This is a genomic window from Micromonospora sp. Utrum1 (genome assembly GCF_057197805.1).
In genome coordinates this window covers 340,018-354,903 of record NZ_CM170071.1, presented here as the reverse complement: position 1 = coordinate 354,903, position 14,886 = coordinate 340,018, and the positions used below count along the sequence as shown (strand labels likewise).

General features: G+C 74.0%; 17 protein-coding genes. 7 read left to right on the top strand and 10 right to left on the bottom strand.

The annotated features are described in order from the left end of the window. A complete protein-coding gene (locus tag AC0OLQ_RS01720; RefSeq protein ID WP_484529924.1) occupies window positions 1-576 on the bottom strand; it encodes a TIGR03086 family metal-binding protein in 576 nt (191 codons plus the stop codon). Between the two features lie 87 nt (window positions 577-663). Here AC0OLQ_RS01720 and AC0OLQ_RS01715 point away from each other — a divergent pair, with 87 nt between their 5' ends. Both AC0OLQ_RS01715 and AC0OLQ_RS01710 read left to right on the top strand, forming a co-directional pair. After that, window positions 664-1,314 (top strand): TetR/AcrR family transcriptional regulator, encoded by a 651-nt coding sequence (locus tag AC0OLQ_RS01715; RefSeq protein ID WP_484529923.1) that lies wholly within the window; start codon window positions 664-666, stop codon window positions 1,312-1,314. A 71-nt stretch (window positions 1,315-1,385) separates the two neighbouring features. Next, complete coding sequence (locus AC0OLQ_RS01710) at window positions 1,386-3,218, top strand: NHL domain-containing thioredoxin family protein (protein ID WP_484529922.1); 1,833 nt, start codon at window positions 1,386-1,388, stop codon at window positions 3,216-3,218. A gap of 15 nt (window positions 3,219-3,233) precedes the next feature. Here the strand turns inward: AC0OLQ_RS01710 and AC0OLQ_RS01705 are convergent, their stop codons facing one another. From AC0OLQ_RS01705 to AC0OLQ_RS01695, 3 genes are read right to left on the bottom strand one after another with little or no spacing between them, the layout of a single operon-like run. Next, window positions 3,234-3,983 (bottom strand): LamB/YcsF family protein, encoded by a 750-nt coding sequence (locus tag AC0OLQ_RS01705; protein WP_484529921.1) that lies wholly within the window; start codon window positions 3,981-3,983, stop codon window positions 3,234-3,236. Next, the gene (locus AC0OLQ_RS01700) at window positions 3,967-4,893 is read right to left on the bottom strand and encodes a 5-oxoprolinase subunit C family protein (protein WP_484529920.1); all 927 of its coding nucleotides are present in this window, start codon (window positions 4,891-4,893) and stop codon (window positions 3,967-3,969) included. Before AC0OLQ_RS01700 ends, AC0OLQ_RS01705 begins: the two co-directional genes overlap by 17 nt. Beyond that, window positions 4,890-5,501, bottom strand: a complete 612-nt coding sequence (locus AC0OLQ_RS01695) for a 5-oxoprolinase subunit B family protein (RefSeq protein ID WP_484529919.1) — start codon at window positions 5,499-5,501, stop codon at window positions 4,890-4,892. The genes AC0OLQ_RS01700 and AC0OLQ_RS01695 overlap by 4 nt, the downstream gene beginning before the upstream one ends. 76 nt (window positions 5,502-5,577) lie before the next feature. Here AC0OLQ_RS01695 and trhA point away from each other — a divergent pair, with 76 nt between their 5' ends. Then, the gene (gene trhA, locus AC0OLQ_RS01690; protein WP_484529918.1) at window positions 5,578-6,255 is read left to right on the top strand and encodes a PAQR family membrane homeostasis protein TrhA; all 678 of its coding nucleotides are present in this window, start codon (window positions 5,578-5,580) and stop codon (window positions 6,253-6,255) included. Between the two features lie 71 nt (window positions 6,256-6,326). Here trhA and AC0OLQ_RS01685 read toward each other — a convergent pair whose 3' ends face one another. Further along, entirely contained in the window at window positions 6,327-6,617 is a 291-nt protein-coding gene (locus tag AC0OLQ_RS01685; RefSeq protein WP_357332072.1) for a DUF6458 family protein, read from the bottom strand. Window positions 6,618-6,733: 116 nt separating this feature from the next. Between AC0OLQ_RS01685 and AC0OLQ_RS01680 the strand changes: the two genes are divergently transcribed. After that, the gene (locus AC0OLQ_RS01680) at window positions 6,734-7,270 is read left to right on the top strand and encodes a SixA phosphatase family protein (RefSeq protein WP_484529917.1); all 537 of its coding nucleotides are present in this window, start codon (window positions 6,734-6,736) and stop codon (window positions 7,268-7,270) included. Window positions 7,271-7,296: 26 nt separating this feature from the next. Here AC0OLQ_RS01680 and AC0OLQ_RS01675 read toward each other — a convergent pair whose 3' ends face one another. The 4 genes from AC0OLQ_RS01675 to AC0OLQ_RS01660 form a co-directional block, all read right to left on the bottom strand. Then, entirely contained in the window at window positions 7,297-7,566 is a 270-nt protein-coding gene (locus AC0OLQ_RS01675) for a DUF6458 family protein (RefSeq protein ID WP_013283345.1), read from the bottom strand. Window positions 7,567-7,740: 174 nt separating this feature from the next. Further along, window positions 7,741-9,597 (bottom strand): acyl-CoA dehydrogenase, encoded by a 1,857-nt coding sequence (locus AC0OLQ_RS01670; RefSeq protein ID WP_484529916.1) that lies wholly within the window; start codon window positions 9,595-9,597, stop codon window positions 7,741-7,743. A gap of 140 nt (window positions 9,598-9,737) precedes the next feature. Next, complete coding sequence (locus tag AC0OLQ_RS01665; protein WP_357332066.1) at window positions 9,738-10,865, bottom strand: PP2C family protein-serine/threonine phosphatase; 1,128 nt, start codon at window positions 10,863-10,865, stop codon at window positions 9,738-9,740. A 100-nt stretch (window positions 10,866-10,965) separates the two neighbouring features. Further along, complete coding sequence (locus AC0OLQ_RS01660; RefSeq protein ID WP_484529915.1) at window positions 10,966-11,595, bottom strand: septal ring lytic transglycosylase RlpA family protein; 630 nt, start codon at window positions 11,593-11,595, stop codon at window positions 10,966-10,968. A gap of 197 nt (window positions 11,596-11,792) precedes the next feature. Between AC0OLQ_RS01660 and AC0OLQ_RS01655 the strand changes: the two genes are divergently transcribed. The 3 genes from AC0OLQ_RS01655 to AC0OLQ_RS01645 all read left to right on the top strand — a co-directional run bounded on the left by AC0OLQ_RS01655 (window position 11,793) and on the right by AC0OLQ_RS01645 (window position 13,992). Further along, a complete protein-coding gene (locus AC0OLQ_RS01655) occupies window positions 11,793-12,341 on the top strand; it encodes a phosphoribosyltransferase (RefSeq protein WP_484529914.1) in 549 nt (182 codons plus the stop codon). A gap of 40 nt (window positions 12,342-12,381) precedes the next feature. After that, window positions 12,382-13,401 carry a questin oxidase family protein gene (locus AC0OLQ_RS01650; protein ID WP_484529913.1) on the top strand — a complete coding sequence of 340 codons (1,020 nt, stop codon included), beginning with the start codon at window positions 12,382-12,384 and terminating at the stop codon, window positions 13,399-13,401. 156 nt (window positions 13,402-13,557) lie between these two features. Continuing rightward, on the top strand, window positions 13,558-13,992 hold the full coding sequence (locus AC0OLQ_RS01645) for an ASCH domain-containing protein (protein ID WP_357332058.1): 435 nt from the start codon (window positions 13,558-13,560) through the stop codon (window positions 13,990-13,992). A 4-nt stretch (window positions 13,993-13,996) separates the two neighbouring features. Here the strand turns inward: AC0OLQ_RS01645 and AC0OLQ_RS01640 are convergent, their stop codons facing one another. Further along, window positions 13,997-14,875, bottom strand: a complete 879-nt coding sequence (locus AC0OLQ_RS01640) for an LLM class flavin-dependent oxidoreductase (RefSeq protein WP_357332056.1) — start codon at window positions 14,873-14,875, stop codon at window positions 13,997-13,999. Between the last annotated feature and the right edge of the window lie 11 nt (window positions 14,876-14,886).

Below are 14,886 nucleotides of genomic sequence, written 5' to 3'. Positions count from 1 at the left end.
TCACTTCTGCCAGTGCGGGTCGCGGCCGAGGTAGGCCAGGAGGGCGGCGACCGGGTCGCCGGGCTCGGCGGGCAGCGCGGCGGCGTACGCGAATCCGCGCAGCGGCTCGGCGGTCGCCCGCGCCGCCGGCATGAGCTGCTCGGCCAGTTCGGCGGTGAGCGGCGCCGGCTGCCCGGTGGCGACCGCGACGTCCCAGGCGTGGACCGCGGCGTCCAGCGCGCAGGTGGCGGCGGCGAGCTGCGGGTCCATGGTCGGCACGGGCGGCAGCGGCGTGCCGACCGGCTCGCCCGCCGGGTCGACCCGTGCCCACGTCGCGGCGGCCGCCTCGACCGCGCTCCGCACGACGCTCGGGACGCCCTCGTCGTGGCCCCGCGGCGGGTCGAACGGGTTGTACGCCGGGGGCGCGCCGGCTCCGACCGACGCCGCCCACGCGTGCTGGTCGCCGGCGGCGTGCATCAGCACCTGGCCGACGGTCCACCGGTCGCACGGAGTCGGGTCGTCGAGCCGGTCGGCCGGAACCCCCTCGGCGGCGCGGCGCAGGAGGTCGAGGGCGGTGGTGAGGACGGGGAAGCTCACGAGGCCGGTCCTTTCGGGGAACGGAATGTTTCGTTCCGTTCCAGGGTAGCAGAACGGAACGATCCGTTCCACTGCTATGGTCGGCTCATGTCCGAACCCGACAGCGGCCCGCTCAGCGGCCGCCGGGCCGAGGCGGCCCGCAACGACGCCCGCATCCTCGACGCCGCCCGCGAGGTCTTCCTGGCCGACCCCGACGCGCCCGTCTCGGCCGTGGCCGGCCGCGCCGGCGTGGGCATCAGCGCCCTCTACCGGCGCTATCCCAGCAAGCAGGAGCTGCTACGCGCCCTCGCGGCCGACGGCCTGGCCCGCTACATCGCCGACCTGGAGACCGCGCTCTCCGCCGAGGCGCCGCCCTGGGACGCCTACGTCGCCTGCCTGCACCGGGTCGTCGAGGGCGGCGGCCAGGCACTCGCGCAGCGGCTGGCCGGCACGTTCGCCCCCACCCCGGAGCTGAGCCGGATGGCCGAGCGGGCGACGCGGCTCGCCGACACGCTCCTCGACCGGGTACGTCGGTCGGGTGACCTGCGCGACGACGTCAGCGCGGCCGACATCGTGCTGCTGCTGGAGACCGTCATGCTGGTCGATTTGCCCGGCGCCGACCGGGGCGCCGCGCTGCGGCACCGCTACCTGACCCTGCTGCTCCAGGCGCTGCACAACCCCGTCGAGGCCCCGCTCCCCGGCGCCCCGGCGCAGCAGGCCGACCTGGTGGCCCGCTGGCGGGGCCGGTCCGCCGGGTAGCCCGCGGAAGCGTGTCGGTCTTCACCGCCCCATCCGCCCGGCCGCCGACGGCGGTGCGGCACGATGGGGGCATGAGCGCACGAGTACGGGCACCCGAGCTGCGCGGCCGGGGCTGGCTGAACACCGGCGGCAAGGACCTCACCCTGGCCGACCTGCGCGGCAAGATCGTCCTGTTGGACTTCTGGACCTTCTGCTGCATCAACTGCCTGCACGTGCTCGACGAGCTTCGCCCGCTCGAGGAGAAGTACGGCGACGTCCTGGTCGTGATCGGGGTGCACTCGCCGAAGTTCGAGCACGAGAAGGATCCGGTGGCCCTCGCCGCCGCCGTCGAGCGGTACGGCGTGCACCACCCGGTGCTCGACGACCACGAGATGGACATGTGGCAGCAGTACGCGGCGAAGGCCTGGCCGACCCTGTCGGTGGTCGACCCTGAGGGCTACGTGGTCGCCACCATGGCCGGCGAGGGGCACGCCGAGGGGCTGGCCCGGCTGATCGACGACCTGATCGCCACCCACGAGGCGAAGGGCACCCTGCACCGGGGCGAGGGCCCGTACGTGCCCCCGGCCGAGCCGGAGACCCCGCTGCGCTTCCCCGGCAAGGCCGTGGTGCTCGACGGCGGCAACCTGCTGGTCTCCGACTCGGCCCGGCACTCCCTGGTCGAGCTGGCCCCGGACGGGGAGACCCTGGTCCGCCGGATCGGCACCGGCAGCCGCGGCCACGCCGACGGTCCGGCCGACGGCGCCACCTTCTCCGAGCCGCAGGGGCTCTGCCTGCTGCCCCCGCACGTGGCCGAGGTGGCCGGCTACGACCTGGTCGTCGCGGACACCGTCAACCACCTGCTGCGCGGCGTGCAGCTGGAGAGCGGCGAGGTGGTCACGATCGCCGGCACCGGGCGGCAGTGGCGCTCGACGGTCGACGACCACGCGCACGACGCCCGCTCGGTCGACCTCTCCTCCCCCTGGGACGTCGCCTGGTACGACGACAAGGTCGTCATCGCCATGGCCGGCATCCACCAGCTCTGGTGGTTCGACCCGACGAAGCGGACCGCCGGCATGTACGCCGGGACCACGGTCGAGGCGCTGCGCGACGGCCCGCTGCCGGACGTCTGGATGGCTCAGCCCTCCGGCCTCTCCGTGTCCGCCGACGGCGCCCGGCTCTGGGTCGCCGACAGCGAGACCAGCGCGATCCGCTACGTGGAGAACGGTGTGATGGGCACCGCCGTCGGGCAGGGCCTGTTCGACTTCGGCCACGTCGACGGCCCGGCCGACCGGGCGCTGCTCCAGCACCCGCTGGGGGTGTGCGCGCTGCCGGACGGCTCGGTGCTGATCGCGGACACCTACAACGGCGCGGTGCGCCGCTTCGACCCGGAGACCGATCAGGTCGGCACGGTGGCCGACGGGCTGGCCGAGCCGAGCGACCTGGTGCTCACCGCCGAGGGCGAGGTGCTGGTGGTCGAGTCGGCCGCGCACCGGCTCACCCGGCTGGCCCCCGGCGCGCTGACCGCGGCGGGCGCGAACACCGTCGACGGCCCGCGGCACAAGCTGGAGCGCAAGCCCACCGACGTGGCGGCCGGCGAGCTGACCCTCGACGTGATCTTCACGCCCGCGCCCGGGCAGAAGCTGGACGAGACGTACGGGCCGTCGACCCGGGTGGTGGTCTCGGCGTCCCCGCCGGAGCTGCTGGTCGAGGGGGCCGGGACGAGCACGGACCTGTCCCGCCGGCTGGTGCTCAGCGGCGACGTGGCGCAGGGCGTGCTCCAGGTGACCGCCCAGGCGGCCACCTGCGACGCTGACGTCGAGCACGCCGCCTGCCACCTGACCCGGCAGGACTGGGGCGTGCCGGTCCGGGTGGTGGCCGGCGGCACGACCCGCCTGCCGCTGGTGCTGCGCGGCCTGGACGTCTAACGGACGGGCCGCCGGTCAGGCGAACGGGGTGACGACGACCCCGGCGTCGATGAGGGCGGCCCGGACCAGCTCGGCGCAGTGCACCGCGCCCGGGGTGTCGCCGTGCAGGCAGATCGACTCGACCGGGCAGGGCACCACGCTGCCGTCGACCGCGACCACGGTCCGCTCGGTGGCCATCCGGACCGCCCGGGTGGCCACCTGGTCGGGGTCCTCGACCAGCGCGTTCGCGGCGCTCCGGGGCACCAGCTGCCCGTTGGGCAGGTAGTTGCGGTCGGCGAAGCCCTCGGCGACCACCCGCAGGCCGGCACCGACGGCGAGCTGGGCGAGCACCGAGCCGGGCGGGCAGAGCACCGGCAGCTCGTGGTCGTAGCCGCTGACCGCGGCGACCAGCGCGGCGGCCTGGGCCTCCTCGCAGGCGGCCGCGTGGTAGAGCGCGCCGTGCGGCTTGAGGTAGCGCACCCGGGTGCCGGTCAGCCGGCAGAAGGCGTCCAGCGCCCCGAGCTGGTAGATCGTCTCGTCCCGCAGTGTGGCGAAGTCGTAGGCGATGTGCCGCCGGCCGAAGCCGGCGAGGTCCCGGTAGCCGACCTGGGCGCCGACGGCGACTCCGCGCCGCGCGGCGGCCACGCAGACCCGGTGCATGGTGGACGCGTCACCGCCGTGGAAGCCGCAGGCGACGTTGGCGGAGGTGACCAGCCCCAGCAGCGCCTCGTCGTCACCGAGCCGCCAGATGCCGAATCCCTCACCGAGGTCAGCGTTGAGGTCCATGAAACGTCACCGTAGTGCCTGGGCGGGCCTGCGCGAGCGGGGTCACGTCCTCCACCACCCCGATGACCGGGTATCCACCGGTGGTGGGGTGGTCGGCCAGGAAGATCAGCGGTTGGCCGTCCGGTGGCACCTGTACCGCGCCCAGGACGAGACCCTCGCTGGGCAGCTCGCCGGCCACCGCGCGGGGCAGGGCCGCGCCGACCAGTCGCGCGCCGACCCGGTTGCTGGCCGGACTGATCGCGTACGCGGTGCGGAACAGCAGGTCGAGCGCGGCGGGGGTGAACCAGTCCTGCCGGGGGCCGGGGCGCAGGGTCAGCCGCAGCCCGGCCGGCACCGCCGGAACGACGGTGAGGTCCACCGGGGCCGGCGGGCCGGTCGGGGCGCCCAGGGGCAGCCGGTCGCCGTCGCGCAGCGGGGGCGGGCCGAGGCCGGAGAGCGTGTCGGTGGCCCGGCTGCCGAGCACCGGCTCGACCGCGATCCCGCCGGAGACGGCGAGCCAGCTGCGCAGCCCGGCGCGGGCCGGACCGATCCACAGGGTCGCCCCGGCGGGCAGCGACAGCGGCCGGCCCATGTCCCCGGGCCGGTGCCCGGCGGGCCGGCCCGGGCCGGGCGGGTGCTTGGCTGGTCGGCCCGGGCCGGGCGGCGTGTCCGGGGCGGGCGGGCGCTCGATCCGCACGTCCGCCTCCGCGCCGGTGAGCGCCACGGTGACCGCCCGGGTGACGCGCAGGGTGCAGCCGGTCAGGGTGATCTCCAGGCCGGCGGCGTGCTCGGGGTTGCCGACGAGCCGGTTGGCCAGCCGCAGGGCGGCCGGGTCGAGGGCCCCGGAGCGGGGCACGCCGAGGTGGGCCCAGCCGGGGCGGCCCTGGTCCTGCACGGTGGTGAGGGCACCGGCCCGGAGCACCTCGATCACGGGCTCGCCAGCCGGACCCGGGTGCCGGGAGTGAGCCGGGCCGGTGGGTCGGCGTGCACGTCGAAGAGGACCAGGTCGGTCCGCCCGACCAGGAGCCAGCCGCCGGGCGAGGCGGTCGGGTAGATCCCCGCGTACCGACCGGCCAGCGCCACCGAGCCGGCCGGCACCCGGGTACGCGGGGTGGCGAGCCGGGGCACGGCCAGCTCCGCCGGCAACCCGGTGAGGTACGCGAACCCCGGCGCGAAGCCGCAGAACGCCACCCGGAACTCGGTCCGCCGCAGCCGGTCCACCACGGCGGGCACATCGACGCCCCAGTGCTCGGCGACGGCGGGCAGGTCCGCGCCGTCGTACACCGTGGGGACCCGCACCTCGGCGGCGCCGGTGGTGGCCGTGGCGCCCGCCGGGGTCCACCCGGCGATCCGCTCGGCGGCCGTCACCGGGTCCGGCACGCCGTCGACCAGGACGGTGGCGGCGGCCGGGACGATCTCGACGGCGCTCAGCTCACCGGCCGCCCGGCGCCGCCACAGCTCGCCCCGCCACGCCTCGACCTGCTCGGGGCCGTCGCAGTCGAGCAGCAGGGCGTGCGCGCCGACGGTCCGGATCCGCATCCCGTCATCCTCGCGTCGGCGACCGTGACGGTCCACACTACTTGCAAGTAACCTACGGTGTCGTAACCTGTTGAGCGTGACCACCTCCGCACCGCTCCGGCTCAAGCCGGTCGACATCGGGAAACCCCGGATGCGCGGCTGGCTGCACACCTACGCGTTCTTCGCCGCGCTGGTCTGCGGCATCGTGCTCTGCTCCATCGCCGCCGTCCGCCCCGGCTGGGCCCCGCTGGTGAGCTGCCTGATCTACAGCCTGACCGTGTGCGGTCTCTTCGGCACCAGCGCGCTCTACCACCGCCGGGTCTGGTCCGAGCGGGGCTACCAGATCATGCGCCGGATGGACCACTCGATGATCTTCGTGTTCATCGCCGGCACCTACACGCCGTTCTGCGCCCTGCTGCTGGACACCCGGCACGCCACGATCATGCTCGGCCTGGTCTGGGGCGGGGCGCTGGCCGGGGTGGCGGTCAAGCTGATCTGGCCGCACGCGCCGCGCTGGGTCTCCGCCCCGCTCTACCTGGCGCTCGGCTGGGTCGCGGTCGCGATGCTGCCGGAGATCCTGCATTCCGGCGGGGTCACCGCGCTGGTGCTGCTGGCCGTGGGCGGAGCGATCTACAGCGTCGGCGCCGTCTTCTACGCGCTGCGCCGGCCGAACCCGTGGCCCACCGTCTTCGGCCACCACGAGTTCTTCCACGCCTGCACCCTGGTCGCGGCGATCTGCCACCACGTGGCGATCTACTTCGCGCTGTTCGCCTGAGCGCCGGTCGGCCGCAGAGAAAAGGCGAGGGCCCCGCGCCGTCGCGGGGCCCCCGACGTTCGCGGTGCGGGTCAGACCGGGTAGCCCGAGCCCGGGCGGCGCACCTCGCGGTACTCCTCGCGCACGACCCGGTCGTCCTGCACCGGCACGACCGGCTCGGCCACGACGCGCTCGCGCACCGGGGCGGCCACCACCCGGCGGCGGCTGTTCCAGAAGTAGAGCGTGGTGATCAGGCCCGCCACTCCGGCGAGCATGAGCACCCAGCCCACCACGTTCAGGTTCAGCCACCCCAGGTTGGCGTCGATGGCGAACGCGAAGATCGCGCCGAGCGCGATGAGGAAGATGCTGGCACCGATGCCCATGACGTCGCCTCCTTGGCGTCCTGCTGGCGTTTCCTGCCCGCCGCGGCCATGGATGAGGTAGCGGCACACGTCGACATACCCAGGCGCGGAGATCGCCAATCAGGCAAGCTGGGCGCATGACGGACGGCAGGAACCAGCAGCGGACGTTGGTGCTGCTGCGACACGCCAAGGCGGAGCAGTCCCAGGAGACCCCTGACGAGGAGCGGCCGCTGACCGCACGGGGCCACGCCGACGCGGCGGCGGCCGGCGCGTGGCTGGCCCGGCACACGCTCCTCCCCGACGTGGTGCTCTGCTCGCCGGCCCGGCGGACCCGGCAGACCTGGCACGGGGTGGCGCTGGGCGCGACCGGATCCCCGCCGGAGGGGGGCCCGGCCGGGTCGGCACCCGCCGTGCGCTACGAGCCGGCGGCGTACGAGGCGCACCCGGACGGGCTTCTGGAGTTGGTCCGGGCGGTCGACCCGGACGCCCGGTACGTGCTGATGATCACCCATAATCCGGGCATCTCGCTGCTCTCCGCGCTGCTCGACCCGGAGCGGGCGGATCCGGACGGGCTGCGGACCACCGACCTGGTCGTGCACCGGCCGACCACCCGCTGGGCCGAGCTCGCACCGGGCGGGGCGCCCATCACCGCCCGGCACACCGCACGCGGCTGAGCCCACCACGCGGTGGGCTCAGCCGGTCAGGACGGTGGGGCGGTCGGCGGCGGCGGGTCCGGCGGCGGGGGCATCATCGCGGTCGGGTGGGAGAGCCGGTTCTCCTCCACGATGAGCGTGCGTGCCCGCTTGCGGCGGTCCTGCCAGAACCAGAGCGTGGTGAGCAACACGCCCAGCCCGGCCAGAATGAACACCCAGCCGACCGCACGCAGGTCGATCCACCAGACGTTGGCCCGGATGGCGAAGGTCATGATCGCGCCGAGCGCGATGAGAAAGATGGCGCTGCCAATGCCCATGTGCGCTGCACTCCCCTGTGCGGTGGCCCTTGGGCGTGCCCTGTCGTGGTCCGCGACGGTTACCCGCCAGGGGGCCCGCCTACCGGCCGGGGCGTGAAAACACGACGGCGGCCGGCGAGCTGTCCGCTCGCCGGCCGTCGGTCGGTCGTCAGGGTCGAAACACCCCGGCGGGGATCAGAACGCCTCCTCCGGGAGGTCCATGATCTCCAGGTCGGCGCCCTCGATGATCCGCCGGTCGGCGCCGATGCGCGGCAGCACCTCGCGGGCGAAGAACCGGGCGGCGGCCACCTTGCCGGTGTAGAACGCCTTGTCGGTGGCGGAGACCTCGCCGCCCAGCGCCTTCAGCGCCACGTCCGCCTGCTTCTGGAGCAGCCAGCCGACCACCAAGTCGCCGACCGCCAGCAGGAACCGGCGGCTGCTCAGGCCGACCTTGTAGAGGGCGCGGGCGTCGCCGCCCTGGGCCTCGGTCAGCCAGCCCATCATCACGCCGAGGATGTTCTGGATCTCACCGAGCGCCTTGCCGAGCGCCTGCCGCTCCTCCTTGAGCTGGCCGTTGCCGGCCTCGGAGGCGATGAACTCCTGGATCTCGCCGGCGACCGCCATGAGGGCCTTGCCGTTGTCCCGGACGATCTTCCGGAAGATCAGGTCCAGGCTCTGGATGGCCGTGGTGCCCTCGTAGAGGGTGTCGATCTTGGCGTCCCGGACGTACTGCTCCAGCGGGTAGTCCTGGAGGAAGCCCGAGCCGCCGAAGGTCTGCAGCGACTCGTGGCCGAGCAGCTCGTAGGCCCGCTCGGAGCCGACGCCCTTGACCAGCGGGAGGAGCAGGTCGTTGACCCGCTTGGCCAGCTTGGTGGCCTTCTCGTCGCCGGCCGCCTCGGCGACCGCGACCCTGTCCTGCCAGGTGGCCGTGTAGCAGACCAGCGCGCGCAGGCCCTCGGCGTACGACTTCTGCATGAGCAGCGAGCGGCGCACGTCCGGGTGGTGGGTGATGGTCACCCGCGGGGCGGACTTGTCGGTCTGCTGGACCAGGTCGGCGCCCTGCACCCGGTTCTTGGCGTACTCCAGGGCGTTCAGGTAGCCGGTGGAGAGGGTGGCGATCGCCTTGGTGCCGACCATCATCCGGGCGTACTCGATGATCATGAACATCTGCCGGATGCCGTCGTGCTTCTCGCCGAGCAGCCAGCCCTTGGCCGGCACGCCGTGCTCGCCGAAGGTCACCTCGCAGGTGTTGGAGACCTTCAGGCCCATCTTGTGCTCGACGTTGGTGGCGAAGACGCCGTTGCGCTCGCCCAGCTCGCCGGTCTCCTCGTCGAAGTGGAACTTCGGTACGACGAAGAGGGACAGGCCCTTGGTGCCCGGGCCGCCGACGCCCTCGACGCCGACCGGGCGGGCCAGCACGTAGTGGACGATGTTGTCGGTCAGGTCGTGCTCGCCCGAGGTGATGAAGCGCTTGACGCCCTCGATGTGCCAGGAGCCGTCGGGCTGCGGGACGGCCCGGGTGCGGCCGGCGCCGACGTCCGAGCCGGCGTCGGGCTCGGTCAGCACCATGGTCGAGCCCCACTGCTTCTCGATGAAGAGCCGGGCCCACTTCTTCTGCTGCTCGGTGCCCTCGACGTGCAGCACGTGCGCGAAGGACGGGCCGGAGGCGTACATCCAGATCGGGGCGTTCGCGCCGAGCACCAGCTCGGCGAGCGACCACCAGAGGGCGCGCGGCGCGTTGGTGCCGCCGAGGGCCTCCGGCAGGTCCAACCGCCAGAACTCCGAGTCCATGAACGCCTGGTACGACTTCTTGAACGACTCCGGCAGCGGCGCGGTGTGCGTCGCGGGGTCGAAGACCGGCGGGTTGCGGTCGCTGTCCGAGTAGCTGGCGGCCAGGTCCTCACGGGCCAGGCGGTCGACCTCGGAGAGGAAGCTACGGGCGGTGTCGACGTCCAGGTCCGTGTACGGCTCCTGGCCGAACGTCCGGTCCGCCCCGAAGACCTCGAAGAGGTTGAACTCGAGGTCCCGAAGGTTGCTCTTGTAGTGGGTCATGCTCGCTGGCCCCGCTTCCGGACAGGTGTTACCGATCAGTAACTCCAGACTGTATTACTCGCCGGTAGCCAACGACAAGCCGATCTCCAAAGTGACAGCGGTTACACACTTCCGGTTCACCTGACGGAGTGACCGGTGGCTCAGCTCTCGGCCGCGCCGACCTCCCAGCTCGGCACGGGCGCGGCGGCGGCGCTGCGCGGCCCGGTGTACTCCATCAGGACCAGCGCGATGTCGTCGTCGAGCCGGCCGTGCACCCACTCGACCAGGGCGGTCTCCAGCGAGGCCAGGCCGTCAGCGACGGTGCCGTGGCCGAGCAGTCGCCAGGCCCGGTCGGCGGTCGGGAAGAACTCGCCGTCCCGGCGCGCCTCGCCCAGCCCGTCGGTGAAGAGCAGCAGCCGGTCGCCCGGTTCCAGCCGCTCCACCCGGGGCCGGACCACCGGCATGAAGCCGAGCGGCGGCGCGGGCGCCGGCGGCTCCAGCGGGATCACCGCGCCCCGGCGCAGCAGCAGCGGCGGTGGGTGGCCGCAGTTGACGATGGTGAGGGTGCCGCCCCGCTCCTCGACCAGCGCGGCGGTGACGAAGTCCTCGTCGCCGACGTTGCGGGCCACCGCCCGGTCCAGGTCGGTCACCACCGCGCGCAGGTCCGCCCGCTCGTACGCCACGTGCCGGTAGGAGCCGAGCACGATGCTGGCCAGCCGGACCGCGTCCAGCCCCTTGCCGCGCACGTCACCGATGATCATGCGGACGCCGTACGGGGTGTCCATCGCCTCGTACAGGTCGCCGCCGATCTCCGCCGTGGCCGTGGAGGAGATGTAGCGGGCGGCCACCGCCAGGGTGCCGACCTGCGGGCCGAGCGACCGGAGCACCGCCTGCTGGGCGACCGAGGCGAGCCGGGACAGCTCCGCGATCCGCTCGGACTGGCGCTGGCGTACCGCGGCCACGGCGCCGGCGATCGCGGTGGCCAGCGCGATGCCGGCCACGTTGACCGCGGTGACCAGCGACATGGTCTGCTCGGCGAGGGCGAACGCCGCCCCGATCCCGGTGGCGAGCACGCCCACCCCGAGCACCACCCGCCAGGACGCGAGCGCGGCGGCGAGGAACGGGGCGGCCACCATCAGCGCGATGTAGTGCGCGGGGCGCCCGTCGGCCAGTTCCACGGCGGACACGATCGCGAGCAGCGCGAGGGCCGCGCCGAGGCCGGCGCGGGATCCGGGGCTCAGCGGGCCGGGGCCCGACTGGAAGGGTTGCGTGCGTACATCGGACAGCATGCCTGATGGACGTGAACGGGTGAATGAACCTGGCCCGTCGTCCGAGTAGGTTCTGCCCGGCCGGATCCCGTCACCGACCCGATCGCCGCCGGTCACCCGGTCAGCCGAGGACCTCGTACCTGACGGTCAGCTCGCCGAGGTCGGTCGAGGCGATCGCGGCGAAGGCGGCCCGGGACAGGTCGATGCACCGGCCGTCGATGTACGGGCCGCGGTCGTTGATCCGGACCACGACGGACTTGCCGTTGGCCGGGTTGGTCACCCGGACCTTCGTGTTGAACGGCAGGGTCTTGTGCGCGGCGGTCAGCGCGTCCGGGTTGAAGGTCTCGCCGTTCGCGGTCATCTGACCCTCGTCGTAGAAGGACGCGCCGCAGGAGCCGCTGTCCACGACCTTCGCGGCGGCGGTGGTCTTCTTCGCGGTCGGCTTCGGGCTGGCGGTGCGGGCCTTGCTCCGGGACGCCGCCTGGGTCCGGGTCGCCGTCGGGCTCGGGGTGGCCTTCGGCGAGGGGCTGAGGCTCGGCGCCGCGCTCGGCGAGGCGGAGGGGGAGGCCGAGCTGGGGGCGAGGGTGCTGGGCAGCGCCTCGACCGCGGCCGGCGTGGCGGCGGGCTCGGCCGAGGTGAGCTGGACCGCGCCGACGGTGCCGCCGATGGCGAGCACCACGCCGACGACCGCGGTGGCCGCGATGCCGGCGGGCGAGGAGAACTTGCGGGTACGAAGGTGCCTACCAGCCACCGCCCGGTCCTTTCGTCTGCTGAACAAATCGGCTCGGACCGTAACGAGAGAAGCACTTCGGAAGTCAACGTGATCATGGTGCTATGCCCGCATTTACCCTGGTACGTGTAGCCGATCAAGCCAGCGCCACTCCACCGAACGGAGGAATGAGCGCTGGCCGGGGCCGGTGCGGCCTCGCCTGGTGTCGGTGGCCCAGGATGGAGGGCGTGCTGAGCCGACGCCTGGTCGAGTTGTTCCGCTGGGTCGACCCCGGCCCGCGGAGCAGCCATCTGGTCAGTGACCTCTCCGGATGGTGGCGGGATCCCGAGGTGCTGGCCGGGATCGGGCCGGCCCTGGCCGGCCTCTTTCCCGCCGCCCGGCCGACCGTGGTGATCGCCCCCGAGGTGACCGGGCTGCTGCTCGGCCCGCTGGTCGCGGTGGCCGCCGGCGCCGGCTTCCTGCCTGCGTACAAGGACGGCGGGGAGCGGCGCCGGGTCGGGCCCATGCGCTGGGCCGAGACGCCCCCGGACTACCGGGACCGGCAGCTCCGGATCGGCGTGGACGCGCGCCGGCTCGGCCCCGGCGACCGGGTACTGCTGGCCGACGACTGGGTGGCCACCGGCGCGCAGCTCGACGCGCTGCACCGCCTGATCCGGGAGAGCGGGGCCGAGTTCGTCGGGACGGCCGCGCTCGTCGCCACCTGTCCGGCGCCGGTCGCCGAGCGGCTCCGGCTGCGCGCCCTGCTCACCGGGGGGCAGCTTCCCTGAGGCTTGACTTGAAGGAAGCTTCAACTCCGATGATCGACGCATGGACGACGGCATCCTGGACGAGGCGTACCAACGGCTGCACCGGACCGGCCCGGAGTTCGAGGGCTGGCTCTCCAACCACGGGCCCATGGCGGTCGAGGCGCTGGTCCGCCACGGCCACGGCGGCCGGGTGCACCGCTGGCTCGACGACTACCTGCGCCGGCTGGACGAACTGCCCCGCGGGCTGCGGCCGATCGACGACTGGCGGGCCGCGCTGGGCGACCCGAAACGGGCCGGCGACTGGCTCGCCCACTTCGACCGCGAGCTGCGCGACCGCCCCTGGCGCGAGGTACTCGGCGACTGGTGGCCGCGGCTGCTGCCGGGCATCGCGGCCGGGGCCACCCACGGGGTCATCCGGGTCGGCCACGCGGTGCGGGTGCTGCGGACCGACGGGGAGAACCCCCAACGGCTGGCCGAACTGGGCCAGGCGCTCGGCTACTGGGCCGCGCGCTGGCAACCGGTGCCCGGCGCCGGCCCGCTCACCGGGCGATCCGACGTGCCGGCCGCGCTCGCCGCGGTGCCCCGGATCCCGGCGCAGACCGGCGGGATCAGGGACCGGCTGGGCCGGCTGCCCGACCTGCCCGGATGGTCCGGCGCGGCGACGGGGCTGCGCCCGCCCGCCGACCCGGGTGAGGCCGAGCAGATTCTCACCGAACTGGTGCACCGGGCCGGCCTGGACTACCTGCGGTTCGGGCACGGCAACCCGGTGATGCTGGTGCACGCGGTGACCGCGCCGACCGCGGTGCTGCGTACCCTGCCGGCCCTGGACTCGGCGCTCTGGGCCCCGAGCGTCGCCGCGGCCTGGTCGGCCACGGCCGCCGTGACCTCGGTGTACGCCCCACCCACGCCGGCCGCCCCGCCGGCGGTCGCGGACGGCGGGCCGGCGGAGGTGTTCGCCCGGGCCGCCCGGCACGGCGACGAGCACGTGGTGAAGCTGGCCGACGCGGTGCTGGAGGCCCACGCGGCGACCGGGGACGCGCGGGTGCTGGCCGCCGCCGGCTACGCCGGCCAACTCATCTGACGAAGTCCCCGGCGGCGATGCAGACCCGGCCCAGCACCTCGGTGGAACGCACCGCCCGCCGATCCGTCATGCGGCCCACGCCAGTCCCGGCGGACGGTTCCGTGCAGCGGACGAAATCCCGCGACGGGCCGGCGGCCGGCGGTTAGCCTCGGCAGGATGTGGCCCCGCATCGGTGGACTCCGCACCCTCGCCCTCGGCACGCCCGGCGAGCTGCGCACCACCCTCAACACCCTCGTGCTCTCCGGCGTGAAGACCGCCACCGCCGGCCTGCTGACCGACGAGTACGCCACCGAGAACGAGGAGCTGGAACACGTCGGCGAGCGGCTCGTCCTGGTGGACGACGACGACAAGCTGATCGGCGTGGTCGAGGTGACCGGCGTGGAGGTGGTCCGCTTCGCCGACGTGTCCTGGGACTTCGCCCGCGCCGAGGGGGAGGGGGACCGGTCCATCGAGGAGTGGCGCGAGGGCCACAGCCGCTACTGGGCCCGGGTCGGCTTCCCGGTCGACGACGACAGCCAGGTGGTCTGCATCCGGTTCCGGCTGGTCTCCGCCGGCGACGGCGGGATCAGCACCGGCGACCTGGGCACCTGACCGGTCACGCCCGGCGCAGCTCCGGCAGCAGCTCCGCCGCCCGGACCAGCACCGCCTCGTCGCCCGCGTACCAACTGCTGGCCCGGGGCCAGTGGGTCACCACGTCGGTGAAGCCCAGCCGGGCGGCCCGATCGACCTGCTCGGTGAAGAAGTCCGCGTTGCTGAGCGAGAAGACCGGCGCCGAGTCCAGCGACAGGTAGCGGTCGAGGGTGGCCGGGTCGCGCCCGGCCTCCGCCAGCGTCCGGTCGAGCCGGGCGGACAGCTCCGCCACGCTCGACCACCAGCTCTCCAGGTCGTCGCCGTCCAGCCCGGTGGTCACCCAGCCCTGCCCGAAGCGGGCGACCAGCCGCATCGAGCGGGGCCCGTTGGCGGCGACCACGAACGGCACCCGGGGCTGCTGGACGCAGCCGGGATTGTTCCGCGCGTCGACCGCCGCGAACCACTCGCCGCGCCAGGTCGTGCGGTCCTCCCGCAGGATCAGGTCGAGCAGCTCGGTGAACTCGGCGAACCGGTCGACTCGCTGCCGGGGCGGCAGGGTCTCCCCGCCGAGCACCGCCGAGTCGAAGCCGATGCCGCCGGCCCCGAGGCCGAGCAGCACCCGTCCCGCGGAGACGTCGTCCAGCGCGGTCACCTGCCGCGCGAACGCCGCCGGGTGCCGGAAGTTCGGCGAGGCGACCAGGGTGCCGAGCCGGATCCGGGAGGTCACCGTCGCGGCGGCGGTGAGTGTGGTCATCGAATCGAACCAGGGGCCGTCGACCAGGTCGCGCCACCCGAGGTGGTCGTAGGTCCAGGCGTGGTCGAAGCCCCACTCGTCCGCCTGCTGCCAGCGTCGCCGGGAGTCCGACCAGCGCTGGTCGGGCAGGATCACGATGCCAATCCGCATGAGCGCCAGGG